General features: G+C 71.7%; 10 protein-coding genes. 5 read left to right on the top strand and 5 right to left on the bottom strand.

The window, feature by feature from the left end; translation table 11 throughout:
- Window positions 1-22 precede the first annotated feature (22 nt).
- On the bottom strand, window positions 23-3,640 hold the full coding sequence (locus tag ACFCVM_RS12230; protein WP_375836456.1) for a proline dehydrogenase family protein: 3,618 nt from the start codon (window positions 3,638-3,640) through the stop codon (window positions 23-25).
- Window positions 3,641-3,794: 154 nt separating this feature from the next.
- Between ACFCVM_RS12230 and ACFCVM_RS12225 the strand changes: the two genes are divergently transcribed.
- Window positions 3,795-4,718 (top strand): LysR family transcriptional regulator, encoded by a 924-nt coding sequence (locus ACFCVM_RS12225; protein ID WP_375836454.1) that lies wholly within the window; start codon window positions 3,795-3,797, stop codon window positions 4,716-4,718.
- Window positions 4,719-4,743: 25 nt separating this feature from the next.
- Window positions 4,744-5,484: an META domain-containing protein gene (locus tag ACFCVM_RS12220; RefSeq protein ID WP_375836453.1), complete on the top strand. Its 741-nt coding sequence runs from the start codon at window positions 4,744-4,746 to the stop codon at window positions 5,482-5,484.
- 1 nt (window position 5,485) lies between these two features.
- Here the strand turns inward: ACFCVM_RS12220 and ACFCVM_RS12215 are convergent, their stop codons facing one another.
- Both ACFCVM_RS12215 and ACFCVM_RS12210 read right to left on the bottom strand, forming a co-directional pair.
- Window positions 5,486-6,334, bottom strand: a complete 849-nt coding sequence (locus ACFCVM_RS12215; protein ID WP_375836452.1) for a hypothetical protein — start codon at window positions 6,332-6,334, stop codon at window positions 5,486-5,488.
- Entirely contained in the window at window positions 6,334-9,666 is a 3,333-nt protein-coding gene (locus ACFCVM_RS12210; RefSeq protein WP_375836451.1) for a DUF5107 domain-containing protein, read from the bottom strand. Before ACFCVM_RS12210 ends, ACFCVM_RS12215 begins: the two co-directional genes overlap by 1 nt.
- 91 nt (window positions 9,667-9,757) lie before the next feature.
- Between ACFCVM_RS12210 and ACFCVM_RS12205 the strand changes: the two genes are divergently transcribed.
- Window positions 9,758-10,624 carry a helix-turn-helix domain-containing protein gene (locus ACFCVM_RS12205; RefSeq protein ID WP_375836450.1) on the top strand — a complete coding sequence of 289 codons (867 nt, stop codon included), beginning with the start codon at window positions 9,758-9,760 and terminating at the stop codon, window positions 10,622-10,624.
- A 13-nt stretch (window positions 10,625-10,637) separates the two neighbouring features.
- On the opposite strand, the gene ACFCVM_RS12200 is transcribed toward ACFCVM_RS12205, so the two are convergent.
- Complete coding sequence (locus ACFCVM_RS12200) at window positions 10,638-11,630, bottom strand: helix-turn-helix transcriptional regulator (protein ID WP_375836449.1); 993 nt, start codon at window positions 11,628-11,630, stop codon at window positions 10,638-10,640.
- Window positions 11,631-11,690: 60 nt separating this feature from the next.
- Here ACFCVM_RS12200 and ACFCVM_RS12195 point away from each other — a divergent pair, with 60 nt between their 5' ends.
- Both ACFCVM_RS12195 and ACFCVM_RS12190 read left to right on the top strand, forming a co-directional pair.
- On the top strand, window positions 11,691-12,692 hold the full coding sequence (locus tag ACFCVM_RS12195; RefSeq protein WP_375836448.1) for an ATP-binding cassette domain-containing protein: 1,002 nt from the start codon (window positions 11,691-11,693) through the stop codon (window positions 12,690-12,692).
- 27 nt (window positions 12,693-12,719) lie between these two features.
- The gene (locus ACFCVM_RS12190; RefSeq protein WP_375836447.1) at window positions 12,720-13,502 is read left to right on the top strand and encodes an ABC transporter permease; all 783 of its coding nucleotides are present in this window, start codon (window positions 12,720-12,722) and stop codon (window positions 13,500-13,502) included.
- Window positions 13,503-13,572: 70 nt separating this feature from the next.
- Here the strand turns inward: ACFCVM_RS12190 and ACFCVM_RS12185 are convergent, their stop codons facing one another.
- Entirely contained in the window at window positions 13,573-16,011 is a 2,439-nt protein-coding gene (locus ACFCVM_RS12185) for an adenylyl cyclase (protein WP_375836446.1), read from the bottom strand.
- Window positions 16,012-16,192 lie beyond the last annotated feature (181 nt).

The following is a 16,192-nucleotide window of genomic DNA, read 5'->3' as shown; positions in this document are numbered from 1 at the left end:
GCCGACGCGCCGGTCCACGCCGTCAGATCACGCCGTCGGACAGCGTCGTCGGGTTGCCGAAGCGGTGGTTCGTGATCGAGATCGCCTGCTCGTGCAGGAACGGCAGCAGCTCGACGCGGCCCGACGGGGTGACGGGGTGCGACCACACCGCGACATCGGGAGAACCGCCGAGCGCCTCGGCCAGGGCGGTCGCCCCGCCGCCGACGAGACGGACACGCGGCGTCGTGATGCCGCGCTTGGCCGCACGCCCGAGCCATGCCGCGTCGCCCTCGCACACGATCTTCACCTCGCGCGCGGCCAGCAGGGTTCGCACGCCCTTCGGCAGCTCGACCGCGGTCGAGATCGCGAGCGGCGACTTCGCGAGGAGACCGGCCGCGATGACGCGAAGCCCCTCTGCGAGGCTCGCCTGCTCGCCGACGCGCACCGTCACGGGCAGCGGCCGGTAACGGAAGAGGTTGCGCTCGGCGCCGACGCCCGAGACGTCCTTCACGACGCCGTACTCCTCGGCCCATGCGAGCTCGTCGGAGAGCGCCGAGCGGCGCAGCACGTCGAACGAGTCGTAGTCGAGCGCCGGCTGCGATGCCTCGATGAGCTCGGCGACGCGCTTCTCGAGTCCTCGCAGGTGCAGGGTGCTCGAGGAGGTTCCGTGCTGCGGCAGCCACTCGCCGAGGCCGAACAGGTAGTTCGGTCCGCCGGCCTTGGCGCCCGCGCCGACGGCCGAGCGCTTCCAGCCGCCGAAGGGCTGGCGCTGGACGATCGCGCCGGTGATGCCGCGGTTGACGTAGAGGTTGCCGGCCTCGACCCGGTCGAACCACGTGGCGAGCTCATTCGCGTCGAGCGAGTGCAGGCCGGCGGTCAGGCCGTAGTCGACGGCGTTCTGCATGCGGATCGCCTCGTCGAGGTCCTTCGCGTGCATGATGCCGAGCACGGGGCCGAAGAACTCGGTGAGGTGGAAGTACGAGCCGCCCGCGACGCCCGTACGGATGCCGGGCGACCAGAGCCGGCCGGTGTCGTCGAGCTGCTGCGGCTCGACGAGCCATTCCTCGCCGATGCCGAGCTGGGTGAGCGCGTGCAGCAGCTTGCCGTTCGCGGGCTCGACGATCGGGCCCATCTGGCTCGTCGCCTGCTCGGGCCAGCCGACGCGCAGCGAGCGGGTGGCGTCGACGAGCTGGCGGCGGAACCGCTCGGACTTCGCGACCGAGCCGACGAGGATGACGAGCGAGGCCGCCGAGCACTTCTGGCCGGCGTGCCCGAATGCGCTCTTCACGACGTCGGACGCCGCGAGGTCGAGGTCGGCCGACGGCGTCACGATGATCGCGTTCTTGCCGCTCGTCTCCGCGAGCAGCGGCAGGTCGTTCCGGAACGAGCGGAACAGCTGGGCCGTCTCGTAGGCGCCGGTGAGGATGACCCGGTCGACCGCGGGGTGGGAGACGAGCTCCTTGCCGAGTTCGCGCTCGCCGATGTCGACGAGGGTGAGGAGCTCGCGCGGGATGCCGGCCTCCCACAGCGCCTCGACCATGACCGCGCCCGAGCGCTGCGCGAGCTTCGCGGGCTTGATGATGACGCCCGAGCCCGCGGCGAGCGCGGAGAGCACGCCGCCGGCCGGGATCGCGACCGGGAAGTTCCACGGCGGCGTGATGACGGTGAGCTTCGATGGCACGAAGACGGCGCCCTGCACGTGGTCGAGCTCGCGGGCGCGCTCGGCGTAGTAGTGCGCGAAGTCGATCGCCTCGCTGATCTCGGGGTCGGCCTCCGCGATGGTCTTGCCGGTCTCGGCGGCCATGACCTCGATCAGGCGGTCGCGGTTCGCGGCGAGCGCGTAGCCGGCGCGGTGCAGCACCGCGGCGCGCTCGGCGCCGGGCAGCTCGCCCCATGCCCGGCCTCGGGCGGCGACGGTCTGGATGATGCGCTCGAGCGTCGCCGCGTCATCGACGCGGGCTCCGGCGATCGTCGCGACGCCGAGGGTCGAGCCGGGCACCCGCTCGAGGATCCGGCGGCCCCACTCGCGGTTCGGCGCGAGGGCGGGGTCGGTGTCGGGCTCGTTGCGGAAGCCCGGCGTGACGCCGGAGCCGGCAGGGGCGGCGGATGCCGCGGCATCCGTCAGCTCGGAGCCGTCGATGCCCGCGGACCCGCGGGTGATGCCGAGCACGACGCCCGTGAGCGACGGGTCGAGCTCGTGCTCGGTTCCGGGCGCCGGAGCCGCGGGCACCGTCATCGCGGCGGCGAGGGTCTCGTCGGTCCACTCGGTGTGGCGGTTCTGGGTGCGGTTCGGCGCGGGTGCCGCCGCGACCGACGGCTCGAGTGCGGCGAGCGAGGCCAGGTAACGTGCCTGCTCGCGCTGGAACAGCGGCTCGCTCGAGGTGAGCTCGAACACGGCCGACATGAAGTTCTCCTGGCTCGCGTTCTCTTCGAGACGGCGGATCAGGTAGGCGATGGCGACGTCGAACTCGCTGGGGTTCACGACCGGCGTGTAGAGCAGCAGGTTGCCGACGTCGCGGCGCACCGCCTCGGCCTGGCCGGTCGCCATGCCGAGCAGCATCTCGAACTCGACGCGCGCGTCGACGCCGCGCTCGCGGGCGGTGAGCCACGCGTGGGCCACGTCGAACAGGTTGTGGCCGGCGACGCCGAGCTTGACCGCGTCGGTGCGCTCGGGGGTCATCGACCAGTCGAGCACGCGCTTGTAGTTCGTGTCGGAGTCCTGCTTGGAGTCGTAGGTCGCGAGCGGCCAGCCGTGCACGGCCGCGTCGACGTGCTCCATCGCGAGGTTCGCGCCCTTGACGACGCGCACCTTGATGGGGGCGCCGCCCTGCGCGCGACGGTCCTTCGCCCAGGCCGTGAGCTCCTGCATCGCGCCGAGCGCGTCGGGCAGGTAGGTCTGCAGCACGATGCCGGCCTCGAGGCCGCGCAACTGCGGCTGGTCGAGCAGGGTCGTGAAGACCGCGATCGTCAGGTCGAGGTCGCGGTACTCCTCCATGTCGAGGTTGATGAACTTCGGCGTGCGGCTCTTCGCTGCGAGCTCGTACAGCGGGGTGAGCTTCGCGACGACCTTCGCGACGGCCTCGTCGAACGACCACATCGAGAGCTGGCTGACGACGCTCGAGACCTTGATCGACACGTAGTCGACATCGTCGCGCGCGAGGAACTCGTAGGTGCCAGAGAGACGGCGGTCCGCCTCCTCCTCGCCGAGCACGGCCTCGCCGAGCAGGTTCAGGTTCAGACGATTGCCCGACTCGCGCAGGGTCGCGATGGCCGGGCCGAGCTTCTCGGGCGTGGCGTCGAGCACGAGGTGGCCGACCATGGCGCGCAGCACCCGGCGGGCGATCGGGATGACGATCCAGGGCAGCACGGGCGCGACGACACCGCCGACGCGGATGGCGGCCTTCAAGTACCAGGGCAGGAACTTCGGCGTGAGCCTGGCGACCTGCTCGAGGTTGCGGCCCGCGACGCCGAGGTCTTCGGGGCGCATGACACCGTCGACGAAGCCGACGGTGAAGTCGAGGCCGCGCGGGTCCTTCAGCACGCCGGCGAGACGCTCGGCGGCGGGGTCTGCGGGGTGCTCCGAGCTCTCGGCGAGCCAGCGGCGCACGAGGGCGACGACGTGATCGGTGTTCGGCCGGGCGTCCGTGGCGGCGTTCGACATGGTCACGAGGGTACTGTCCTTTGCTTCGGGCGTGCCGGGGGTCGCCCGCCTGTCGGGTTCAGTATGCGCTGCGGCATCCGTTCGGTAAAGCGAATGAATCTGAACGATACTGTTCGGAAGAACCGAATGATCAGCGGATGTCCCGGAGGTGCACATGCTCGACGTGCGACGGCTGCGCCTGCTCGTGGAACTCAGCGACCGCGGCACGCTCTCCGCAGTCGCCGAAGCCCTGTCGTACAGCCCCTCCTCGGTGTCGCAGCAGCTCAGCCAGCTCGAGCGCGAGGCCGGAGTGCCGCTGCTCGTGCAGGTCGGGCGCCGCGTGCAGCTGACGCCGCAGGCCCAAGTGCTCGTGGGCCACGCCCGCGCCGTGCTCGACCGGCTCGAGGAGGCCGAGGCCGAGGTCGCTCGCTCGCTCACCGCGGTCGGAGGCACCGTGCGCATCGCGGTGTTCCAGTCGGCGGCGCACGCCGTGGTGCCGCAGGCGCTCACCCTCCTGCGCGCCGAGCACCCGGCCCTCAGGGTCGAGGTCACCGAACGCGAGCCCGACGTCGGGCTCTTCGAGGTCTCGGCGCGCGACTTCGACCTCGTGATCGCCGAGCAGTACCCGGGCCACACGCGCGCCCACCGCGAGGAGCTCGACCGCGTGCACCTCGTCGCCGACGCGATCCGGCTCGCGCTGCCGCCGCACCCCGCCTCACGTCGCGTCGCGGCATCCGATCGCTCGCTGCTCGCCGCGGCGACCATGCCGTGGGTGCTCGAACCCGAGGGCACGGCCTCCCGCGACTGGGCGGAGCAGCTGTGCCGCGAGGCGGGGTTCGAGCCCGACGTGCGGTTCGAGACCGCCGACCTGATGGCCCACATCCGCCTGATCCGCTCGGGCAACGCCGTCGGGCTCCTGCCCGACCTCGTGTGGGCGGGCGAGGCGCCGAGCGTGACCATCGTCGACCTGCCCGGGCATCCCGAGCGCGAGGTGTTCACCTCCACGCGGCACGCCGCCGCCGCCCGGCCCGCGGTCGTCGCGTGCCGCGACGCCCTTGCGCGTGCCGCACGCGCGACGGCGACGCCTTCGGCTCGCTGAAGCGTCCGCTCGATACGCTGTGCCCATGTCACGAACGCTGCAGCGCCTCGCCCTGTCCGGCACGATCCTGCTCGCGGCGACGGTGCTGACCGCATGCGCCGGAAACCCCGCCGAACCGGCGGAGACCGTCGACCCCGTCGGCACCTGGGGCGATGTCGCCGCGACCGGCGAACCCTCGCTCGTGCTCGGCGACGACGGCTCGCTGACCGGCACCGATGGCTGCAACCGCCTGATCGGCACCTGGACCGCCGAGGCCGACACGGTCACTTTCGTCGAGGTCGCCTCGACGCGCATGCTGTGCGAGGGCGTCGACACGTGGCTCTCGGCGCTCGCGACCGGCACGATCGAGGGCGACACCCTCACGGTGCAGGACGAATCTGGTGAGGAGATCGGCACGCTCGAACGGGCGAGCGACGACGCGGCCGCGCCCTCCGCGGCTCCCTCGACCGCGCCCGACGCCGACCCGGCCCTGTTCATCGGCACATGGGGCACCGAGTCCGCCGACGCGGCCCCCGGAGCGCCGTTCATCGTCATCGCCGCCGACGGCACCGCGAGCGGCAACGACGGGTGCAACGGATTCGGCGGCTCGACGTGGACCCTCGACGGCGCCGCGATCGCGTTCACCGGGGGCGCGACGACGCTCATGGCCTGCGAGGGCGTCGACCAGTGGCTGAATTCGATGTCCACGGCGACGGTCGACGGCGACACCATGACCTTCTACGACGAGTCCGGCGCCGAGATCGGCACCCTGCCCCGCACGGTGTAGCTCAGTCGGCGTCGTCGGCCTCGGCGTCGTCGACCGAGAGTTCCAGCCACCACCGCAGCGGCCGGCCCGGCGACACCACGGGGAGCTCGTCCTCGACGGCCGAGGCCGCGTCGCGACATCCGGTCGTCGGTTCGATCGCGACGACCGGCTGATCGGTGAACATGCCCGTGTCCCAGAACAGCCCGAGATGCGGCAGGATCCGCGCGTCCCAGCGCATGGTGAGGCCCTGCCCGTCGGCGTGCACGATCCGGGCGCGGTCGAGCCCGGCGGTGAACGCCTTCAACGCGCCGCCGACGCCGTCGATTCCGCCGCGACCGGTCGCGCCGCCGGGCCAGGCGAGTGGGGAACCCGCCTCGGGGAACTCCCCCACGAGCCGCGGCTCGGGCTCGCCCGTGACGATGCGCGTGCCAGGAGGCGCCGCGAACAGCGGGTGCGCCGCCCACAGGAGCGGGACGCCGGCGGGGCCGGTCGCGGTGGCGACGTACTCCGCTCGCAGGCGCCCCGCCTCGACCGTCAGCGCGCGCGAGAGCTGCAGGGGGACGCTCCGGAGCGAGACCACCACGGTCGACGTCGCCGGCCCCGACGAGACGACCGACCACTCGAGCCGCCAGGCGTCACCGTGGTCGGGCAGTACCGTGCCGTCGGCCATGGTGCACGCGGCTACCGTCGGGACGACCTCGTCCCAGCCGCCGGTGCCCGAGGCGGTGAAGTCGCGCTCGGGGTCGCGCGGCGGCGACGGGGCGAGCCACTCACGGCCCGCAGCCACGAGGCTCGTGATGCGGGCGCCGTCGAGCGGATCGAACTCGACGGCGACCCGGTCACGGCTTCGCCCGGCCGCGATGCCGACCATCAGTGGGAGTCCTCGGCGAGCGCGACGAGCCGGCTGCGGAGGTCCTCGACCTCGCGATCCCGCGCCTGCTGCAGGTCGTCGTGGAAGAGGAGCATCGTCGGCAGGGAGGTCGCGAAGTAGTCGATCGTCGCGGGCGTCGCCGCGAGCTCGTCGACGAACACGGCGAACGCCGCGAGCTGTGCGCCGGCCTCCTCGTGTCGTGCGAGCGCCCTGAGCGCCCGGATCGAGAACTCCGACTGCGCACTGAACGCCCGGGTGCTCATGTCGAGGAAGTCGCCCGACGACGCGGCGGCACGCTCCCACGCCGCCTCGGCGGCGAGTCGGTCGCCGCTCAGGTCGTGGGCGCGGCCGAGCAGCCAGAAGAGTTCGGCGCAATTGGCGAGCGGATGCCGTGCCTCGCCGAGCGATGCCGGTGGCTCGAGCGCGCTCCGGATGAATCCAGCGGCCGACTCGCCATCGAGGTCGTCGAGTGCCGCAGTAGCTAGCGCGATGTTCGCCTCGTCCCACGCGGAGAGCGCCTGGCCTTCGCCGCCCTCCCACGGCTGGAACCGCCGTGAGAGCAGGCGTTCGCGGGCGGCGGCGGGCCGGCCGAGCGCGGTGAGCAGGCGGGCGTGCACGATGCTGAGGTCGTCGCGCTCGGCGATGAGGTGCGCATCGGCCTCCTGTCGGTCGAGCCGCTCGAGCGGGCCGCGGCCGACCCGTGCCAGGAGCTGGTCGAGCTCGAAGAACAGCTTCGCGTCGTCGGGCGCGAGCGCACGGGCGGCCTCGAAGTGCGCGACCGCGAGATCGGGATCACCGAGCACGTTGAACACGGCGATGCCGAGGTTGCGATGGGCGACGATGCGCACCCGCGCCGCCGCCTCGGGCGCGGTGCCGTGCGACCAGGCTTCGATCGCGTCGAGGTGGCGACGACGGTCGTAGTACCAGTTGCCGAGCATGAGCGAGGCGCGGTGGTCGGCCGGGTCGGCGGCGAGGGCGAGCTTCAGCACCGCGACGTCGTCGAGACGGGCGGCGTGACCGTTCCGTTCGCTGTTTCCGGCGGCTGCGTGCCGCGCCGCAGTTGCCTGCTCGGGCTCGCCGAGGCGATCGAGCACCGCGGCGCGATGGTAGTCGACGAGGGCGCCCACCTGCACCTGACCGGTCGGCGCCGACGGCGCGGCCTCGCGCGCAAGGTCGAGGAGGCGGAGAGCCTCCCGGTCGGCCCCGACCCCCGTGTACTCCAGCGCGACATCGAGCAGGGTGGCCGCGTCGCGCGTGAGGGCTGCGCCCGCGAGATCGCGCGCCCACTGATCGAGCGGGTCGGCGGCGAGCAGGCGCTCGAGGAGGTCGGCCGCCTCGGCCTCCCTGCCGGTGCGGCGGAGCACGAGCGCGAGCAGCACTCCCGCCTGCGAGTGGCGGCCATCGATCGCGAGCACATCGCGCAGGGTCGATTCGGAGGCGGCGACATCACCGAGCCGCACCTGCAGCCGGCCGAGCGCGTAGCCGGCGGCGGCTCGCCAGGCGGAGTTCCACATCGCCTTGGTGAGCGCGAGCGCCGCCTCGGCGTTCCGCCCGCGGCGGGCGAGGTTCACCCCGAGGCGATAGGACGCCTCGCCGTCGGCCGGGTTCGGCACCCACTGCGTCAGGCGGTCGATCGCCGCGCGGAGGTGACGTTCGGCCCCCTCGTCGTCTCCCGTCCGTTCGAGCTCGGCGGCCAGGGCGACGTGCGACCGGGTGTGGCCCGGGTCGCGCCGGAGCGCCTCCTCCCAGTACGGCTCGGGGCGGCGCGTCGCATGACGGTACTGCTCGAGGTACTGGCCGATGAGGAAGAGCTCCTCGACCGACGCGACGTCCGACGGAGCCGGCGGCTCGACGGCCGCGAGTGGAGGCTCGGGCGACGCATCCGCTGTTCGATGACCGAAGCGGATCACCTCGCGGCCGTCGGCGTCGACGGCGACGAGCACGAGTCCGTCGACGGCGTGCGCACCGTCGAGAACGACGTCATCGACGTACGCCGAGCCGGGATCGACCGCGGCACTCGTGGCATGCACGACGGCGCCGGCGCGATCGCGGAGCTCGATCACGAGCCGCTCGTGCCGGCGGGTGGTGCCCACCCCGATCCGCACCCGGGTTCGGCCGTTCACCGCGTCGACGTCGAGACGAACAGCGGCCTCGGTGTTCGCCCGGTGCGCGGGCCCGATGGCCCGGATCGGGTACCAGTACTGGCTGAACGTCTTCGTCTCGCCGGGTATGAGCCAGGAGAAGTCGGGCTGGTTGTCGGTGTACGCGCCCGCCATGAGCTCGACGTACGGGCCGTCTCCATCGGTGAGGTTGTCGTCCCAGGCCCGGCCGAACGGCGCGTCGCCCCATGTCCACTGCTTCTTGCCGGGCGCGAACCGATGGTCGGCGACGTAGACGAAGCCGGCCCCCTTCGCGTGGTCGTAGCCACCGAAGAAGTCGTCGTCGGTGCCGAGGATCATGTACGAGGTCGGCACGGGGATGTTGCGGTACCAGTCGAGCCGATCGCCGTCGGGGCGATCGGCGGTCGCCTGCGCCGGGTAGTCCACTCCGTAGTACCGACCGTCGACCTCGGGGTAGCTCGCGATCGCGCGCTTGGCGTGGTCGGCGACGAAGTGCACGTCGGTCGGGAAGAACGACTGGTACTCGTCGTGCGCGGCACCGGCGACGTTCGCCCACCAGAGGAAGGTCTGGGTGTCGTCGGTGCGGTTCGTCAGCCGCACTCGCGCCTCGATGAGGGCGGAGCCGGGGCGCAGCCGGATGCCGTGCATGCCCTTCATGCGGGCGAACGGGTCATGATCGCTGCACCACACCGTCACGGCGCCGTCGGCCTCGAGCTCGATCTCCCAGTCGGTGGGAAGGAACGTCGCCGGCCGGTGGTGCTGCGGCCAGTTGAACTCGACGCCGCCCGAGATCCAGGGCCCGGCGAGTCCGACGAGGGCCGGCTTGATGACGTTGTTGCGGTAGAAGAAGTCGTAGTCGGCCGACTTGTCGTACCCGATGTGGATCCGCCCGCCGAGCTCGGGCAGGATGACGAGTCGCACCCACTCGTTCTCGAGGTGGATCGCCTGCCATTCGTGCGGCACCTTCTGCTGCGAGATCTTCTCGTGGAACGGCAGGGGGTAGACCCGCCCCGACGAGCCCTGGTACACGCGGCGGTCGAGGAAGGCCGGGTAGTCGGCGGGCGCCTCCGGCAGGTAGGTGTCGATGACGATCGGCTGGGCCCACGCGGCCACGGAGGCGTCGGCGAGCTGCTCGGGTACGTCGGGGAGCACGATCCTCGACTCGCGTTCGTGCAGCCGGTCGCGCATCGAAGGCGCCGCGTTGTTGAGCATACGACGACGGTACGCATCGTCGTCCGCCCGATGTGAGCATGTTCCGGCGGCGTATCTGGACGAAACGCTGAGAGTCCGCCACACTCACGGCATGACGATCTCCGACGGGTTCCCGGGACAGCGCATGCAGGTGCTGCCCCGCCCTCGTGTCCTCGAGGCGCTGCGCCTGCCCGGCGTCTCGCATCTCGTCGTGACCGATTCCGGCTACTTCCCCGAAGCTCGGCATCACGGGCGCGAGCGCCGCTCCCCGATCGACCAGGCGGTCGTGATCGTGTGCGCGGCCGGTCGCGGCTGGTGCGAGACGGCCGCCGGCCGGTTCGACGTCGCGGCCGGCGAGGCCGTCATCCTGCCCCCGGGTCATCCGCACGCCTACGGCGCCGACCCGCACGAGCCCTGGTCGATCTGGTGGCTGCATCTCACCGGCCGGGAACTCGCCGAGTTCCTCGAAGCGACCGGTGCGACCGTCGAGCAGCCGGTGCGCACCGTCTCCGACCGCTCCCGGGTGACGGCGCTCGCGAGCGAGGTGCTCGCGTGGATGGAACGCGACACGACCACGGCGAGCATCACCGCGGCGTCGGGCGCGGCCTGGCACCTCCTCGCACTCCTCGTCGCCCGCCCATCGGCGGGCGACGACCGGAGCGACTCGATCGACGAGGCGGCGGAGTACCTGCGAACGCACGTCGGGGAACGCATCGAGGTCGCCGAGCTCGCGTCGGCGGCGAACCTCAGCCCCTCGCATTTCGCCGCCCTGTTCCGGCAGCGTCTCGGCGTGCCCGTGCTGCGGTACCAGACGCAGTTGCGCATGGCACGGGCGCGCGAACTCCTCGACCAGACGTCGTTGTCGATCGCGCAGATCTCGGAGCGCGTCGGGTACGCGGACTCGTTCTACTTCGCGCGGCGGTTCCGGGCGACGCACGGCACCACGCCGACCGCGTACCGCGCGCAGCGCAAGGGCTGAGCGCGACGACCGGTCAGCCCCGAGCGGATGCCTCCGCGAAGCGCTCGGCCTGCATCGCGAGGAAGTCGAGCACCTCGGGTGCCCCCTCCACGCGGTAGCGCACGCCGCGCGGCATCCACATGAGCGCCATCGAGAGGTTCTCGACGGAGTCGGCCTCGATCGGCCACGCGCAGTGCCCCGCATCGACCGCCACGACCTCTCGGCCGTACCACCCGAGGTGCTCGACGAGGTCCGCCTGCGGCAGGTCGGCGACGACTCGGGCCTTCACGCTCCGGTCGCGCCAGCGCACCGACGCCTCGACCCGCGCCCTGGCGTCGTCATCGCTCATCGGCCGGGGCTCGAACCGCACTCGCGTCGGGAACACATCGCTCATGCGATCGAGGCGGAACGTGCGCCAGTCCTCGCGCTGGCGATCCCACGCGAGCAGGTACCAGCGCCGCGCGACGGGCACGAGCCGGTACGGCTCGACCACTCGGGCCGACGCCTCGCCCGCGGCATCCGTATAGGTGAAGCGCAGCCGCTCCGAGTCGCGGCAGCCGAGCGCGAGCAGGCCGAGCAGTTCGGCGTCGACCTCGGGGGTCGGTCGACCCGAGCGCGCCGAGCCTGGCCCGCCGGCACCCGCCGCCGCGTGCGACTGCAGCGCCTCGATGCGACGCCGCAGGGCGGGCGGCAGCACCTGCTCGATCTTCGCGAGGGCGCTGAGCGTCGTGTGCTCGGCGCCGCGCAGGCCGGCCGTCGCCTGAGACCTCAGGCCGATGGCGATCGCGACCCCTTCGTCGTCGCTGAGGAGCAACGGGGGCAGGCCGGTGCCCGCCTCGAGTCGGTAGCCGCCGGTCGAGCCGCGGGCCGACTCGATGCCGTAGCCGAGCTCCCGCAACCGGTCGACATCGCGCCGCAGGGTGCGGTCGGAGACGCCCAGCCGGTCGACGAGTTCGCGCGCCGACCAGTGCCGGTGGCTCTGCAGCAGGGAGAGCAGTTCGAGGGTTCGCGAGGTCGTTGCGGCCATGCTCCAAGTTTCCCATCGATCCGGACGGAAACTGACCGGATGGCTCGGAAGACTGCAGATATGACGAACCAGATGATCTCCGCTCAGGGCCTCACGAAGACGTTCCCCGCCAAGGGGAAGGTCGTCGAGGCCGTCCGTTCCGTCGACCTCGAGGTCGACGCCGGCGAGCTCGTCGCCTTCCTCGGCCCGAACGGCGCCGGCAAGTCGACGACGCTTCGCATGCTCACCACGCTGCTGCCGCCGACGAGCGGCGAGGCGATCGTCGCGGGCTCCGACATCCGTCGCGACCCGGCCGGCGTGCGCCGCCGCATCGGCTACGTCGGTCAGGGCAATTCGGGTGGGCACACGCAGCGCGTGCGCGACGAACTGCACGCGCAGGGCGCCTTCTACGGCATGGGCCGCCGCGAGACGCGGTCCCGCGCCGCCGAACTGATCGAGTCGCTCGAGCTCGGCCAGGTGGCGGGCCGCCAGGTGCAGTCGCTCTCCGGCGGCCAGAAGCGCCGCCTCGACATCGCGCTCGGTCTCATCCACCGGCCCGAGCTGCTCTTCCTCGACGAGCCGTCGACGGGCCTCGACCCGCACAGCCGCGCGAACCTGTGGGAGCACATCGTCGACCTCCGCCGCGAGACGGGCACGACGATCTTCCTCACGACGCACTACCTCGACGAGGCCGACCAGCTCGCCGAACGCGTCATGGTGATGGATCACGGCCAGGTGATCGCCGACGACACGGCGTGGGCGCTCAAGGAGTCGCTCGCGGGCGACCGGGTGAGCCTCACCTTCGAATCGGCGGCGGATGCCGCGGCAGCCGCCGCCCGCATCGGCGGGGAGGCATCGGGGCAGGTCGTCACGGTGACCGCTCCCGGCGGCGATCGGGCGCTACCCCGATACATCCGCTCGCTCGGCGATGCCGGACTCGACGTCGTCGCGGCGACGCACCGGCAGCCGACCCTCGACGACGTGTTCCTCGCGCTCACGGGGCGCACGCTCCGCGAGGAGGCCGCCCACGCCGAGTCATCCGACGCCGATGGCGCCGCTTCCCCCGTCCACGCCACCGCCTGACCCCGTCACGACACGAAGGATCCCCTCATGACCACCATCGACACCACCGCCCGCCCGACGGGCTTCATCCGCGACACCGCCTCGGTGTTCGTCCGCGAATCCCGTCCGCTCGTGCGCGACCCGTTCAGCGTGATGTTCTCGCTCGTGCAGCCGCTCGTCTTCCTCGGCCTCTTCGGCCCGCTGCTCATCGGCGCCTCGGGCGGCGACGCAGCCGGCACGTTGCAGTGGTTCGTCCCCGGCATCCTCGTGATGGTCGCGCTGTTCGGCACGGCCTCGACGGGCGCGAACCTGCTCTTCGAGATGCAGACCGGCTCGCACGAGCGCACGCTCGTCGCGCCGCTCTCGCGCAGCGCCCTGCTCGTGGGTCGCGCGCTCAAGGAGGTCGTGCCGCTCGTCATCCAGGGCACGATCGTCGTGCTCGTGGCCGTGCCGTTCGGCTTCTCGCTCCATGTGCCGGGCCTCGTCGCCGGCCTGGCCGTGCTCGCCGTCTTCGGCATCGGCTTCGGCGCCCTGAGCTACTCGCTCGCGCTCGCCTGCCGCAACCGCGACTGGATGTTCTGGATGGTGCACCAGACGCTCCTGTTCCCGCTCATGATCCTCTCGGGCATGCTGCTGCCGCTCGAGGACGGCCCCGGCTGGATGCAGGTCGCCGCGGCGATCAACCCGCTGAGCTACCTCGTCGGCGCCGAGCGCGCGCTGCTCGCGGGGGACTTCGGCGCACCGGCGGTCATCGGCGGAATGATCGCGGCCGCCGTGACGTGCGCGATCGGCATCGTGGTCGGCGTGCGGGCGATGAAGCGCGCGGCCTGACGACGGCACGACGAGGGCGAGCGGATGCCGCATCCGCTCGCCCTCTCGCGCGCCCGTCAGGGCGCCTGCACTACTTGCAGGTGCTGCCCGGGTACGGGGCGGGATAGGTCGAGTACCTGCCGGCTCCGGCATCCCACGTGTAGCCGGCCACCGTGGCCGTGCCGGCGGCCGCCTTCTTGCCCGCCTTCCACATGTAGGTCACCGTCGCCCCGGGGGCGACCTTGGTGAACTTCACCGTGCCCTCGTCGCTCGTGAGGCGGATGTCCGCGGCGAGCGCGGCCCGGTTCACGGCCGAGACGACGATGTACGCCTTCCCGTCGAGGCACTGGGTGTGCGCCGTCACCTCGAGCGGCACGTCGGGCACGACGACGATCGCGACCGTGCCGGTCCAGGATGCCTCGGTCGAGACGTTGCCCGCAGCATCCGTGGCCCGGGCGAGCACGGTGTGGGCACCGTTGCCGAGCTCGATCGGGCCGGTGACGGCCATCCACGCCGCGGCGTCGACCTTGACCTCGACCGTGGGCGGCGGCGTGTAGTCGTCGGCGCCCGAGATGGTCAGCACGACCTTCGAGGTGTACGTCCCGCCTGGGCCGGGTGCACCCGGCTCCGCGGCGATCGCGACCGTCGGCGCGGTGGTGTCGACCGGCGGGTAGGACACGAGCTGCGGCGACGCGAACGATCCGACCGCGGGTGCACCGGCGTCGTTAACGATGCGGTTGATGCCGCCCGTGCCGTTCAGGAACACGCTCGTCATCGACTCGAACCGCACGTTCGCCGACTTCGGCGTCTGGATGCCGCTCTCGACGCGGATGTCCTGACCGCCGTTGATCGTCTGGTCGAAGAAGGAGTAGACGCCGAGGCCCTGTGCCAGGTGCGAGGTGACCCCGTCGCCCACGCGGTACGACGCGTACCCGAGCCGGTCGCCGTCCATGTACGCCGCCTGGGTCGGCGGGTCGTAGGGGATCTCGCTCTGGTAGAAGATCGTGCGTCCGCCGTCGCCGTTCCAGACGACCTGGTTCTTCTGGTAGTGCTCGACGAAGAGGCCGAGCGCGGTGACATCGTCGCCGTTCACGACGACGCCGTGGTCGCCGGTGTTGCTGGCCCACGCGACCCCGTCGCCGTGATCGGCGCGCCAGGCCCAGATGTGGTCGAGCAGCGTGTTCGGGCTGTTGACCTCGATCGAGGTCGTCGCCTTGCCGGCCCACGGGCCGCCGACGCGGATGAACACGTCGGTCAACGTCGTCGGGTCGGCTGCGTCTGAGGCGGTCGCCCCCGTCGGTCCGACCTTCACGAGCACGTCGGAGTTCTCGAGCCCGGCGTCGACCGTGAGGCCGGCGATCTTCACGCCCGGGACATCCGCGATCTCGATGGCGACGTTGCCCGCGGTCGGCACGAGCGACGCGTAGCCGAGTCCGAGCACGACGGTGCCGGCGTCGTCCACCTGCAGGGCCTCGTCGAGTTCGTACACACCCGGCGTGACGAGCAGGTTGCGGCCGCTCGCGAGCGCCGCGTTCAGCTCGTCCGCGGTGTCACCGGGCTTGGTGATGAAGAACTCGGAGAGGTCGAGGCTGTCGCCGGCCGCGGCATCGGTCGACCAGTCGTGGCCGCGCGTGTCGGCCTTCGCCTTCGGCACGAACACCTTGTAGTCGTCGCCGTCGAGGTAGAGGAACGGCGACTCTCGGTTGATCGGCGTCTCGTCCACGACGGTCTTGTTGCCGGTGCCGGTCGGCGTCGGACCGAAGTCGTGCGCGGGAGCACCCTCGACGCCCGAGAACACCATGTTCCAGACACCGCCCTCCCACGTGCCGACGGTCGAATTGCGAGTGAACCACTGCTGCTGCGAGCCGGTGACGATCTTGCCGTCGACCTTGGAGTTGGCGAGGTATCCCCCCGAGGCGAACTCGCCGACCCGGCCGAAGAGCGTCAGGTCGCCCTGAATGTGCACGCGGCGGAGCGGCGCCGCCTGCGAGACGGCGAACCGCATCTGGTGCGGGTCGGTCACGCCGCTCGGGAAGGGGCGCGTGGCGTCGACGCCGACGGGCCGCTGGATGGGATTGATGGCGACGTTGCTGAGCGAGCGCCAGAACCGGGTGAGCGAGCCGGGCTGCTGGCAGTCCCACGGGTTCGCCTCGCACTGACGCACGGGCTCGACGTGGATCGCGCCGTTGATGGTCACATCGTCGGGCGAGGCGCCGAGGCCAGCGACGGCCTGGTAGTACCCGAGCTCGGAGTTCACGATGCCCGTCGCGGTGGACGGGTCGTTCTGCCCGGCAGCGCTGCCGTAGGTGCCCGGCTTGAAGAAGAACTGGTGCCGGTCGGCACTGAACTCCTCCTCCTGCGAGGCGGCCATGAGCGCCGCGTTGATGTCGTCGACCGACCAGGTCTCGTCGAAGATCGTCACGTTGGGGCCGAAATCGGGCTCCGCTGCGGTGGCGGCGGATGCCGTCATGGTCACTCCCCCGGCGACCAGGGCCGCGATGGCGACACCCGATCCGATTCGTCGAGTCACGCCGGCGACCCCGGAGTGACGCGTTCGTTGCGTCGTCACATGTTCTCCTTTGAACGGCGGTCGGCGGTGCCCCGCGATCGACCGGTGGATCTCTTGCGATGGTGCACGCCGCCGCCATCATCGGCACGGTCGCATTCGTCACCATAGCGAAAAGTTACTTACATGTCAGTAACTTAATTGG

It is taken from the genome of Agromyces sp. NPDC056389 (assembly GCF_042262385.1).
Classification (GTDB): Bacteria; Actinomycetota; Actinomycetes; order Actinomycetales; family Microbacteriaceae; genus Agromyces.
The sequence above is the reverse complement of the archived record's forward strand: the minus strand, read 5'-3'. Positions and strand labels throughout refer to the sequence as shown.

Coding starts and splice junctions, on each gene's coding strand:
- ACFCVM_RS12225 (WP_375836454.1), top strand. CDS start 3,795: ATGCTCGACGTGCGACGGCTGCGCCTGCTCGTGGAACTCAGCGACCGC.
- ACFCVM_RS12200 (WP_375836449.1), bottom strand. CDS start 11,630: ATGGCCGCAACGACCTCGCGAACCCTCGAACTGCTCTCCCTGCTGCAG.
- ACFCVM_RS12220 (WP_375836453.1), top strand. CDS start 4,744: ATGTCACGAACGCTGCAGCGCCTCGCCCTGTCCGGCACGATCCTGCTC.
- ACFCVM_RS12230 (WP_375836456.1), bottom strand. CDS start 3,640: ATGTCGAACGCCGCCACGGACGCCCGGCCGAACACCGATCACGTCGTC.
- ACFCVM_RS12215 (WP_375836452.1), bottom strand. CDS start 6,334: ATGGTCGGCATCGCGGCCGGGCGAAGCCGTGACCGGGTCGCCGTCGAG.
- ACFCVM_RS12195 (WP_375836448.1), top strand. CDS start 11,691: ATGACGAACCAGATGATCTCCGCTCAGGGCCTCACGAAGACGTTCCCC.
- ACFCVM_RS12210 (WP_375836451.1), bottom strand. CDS start 9,666: ATGCTCAACAACGCGGCGCCTTCGATGCGCGACCGGCTGCACGAACGC.
- ACFCVM_RS12190 (WP_375836447.1), top strand. CDS start 12,720: ATGACCACCATCGACACCACCGCCCGCCCGACGGGCTTCATCCGCGAC.
- ACFCVM_RS12205 (WP_375836450.1), top strand. CDS start 9,758: ATGACGATCTCCGACGGGTTCCCGGGACAGCGCATGCAGGTGCTGCCC.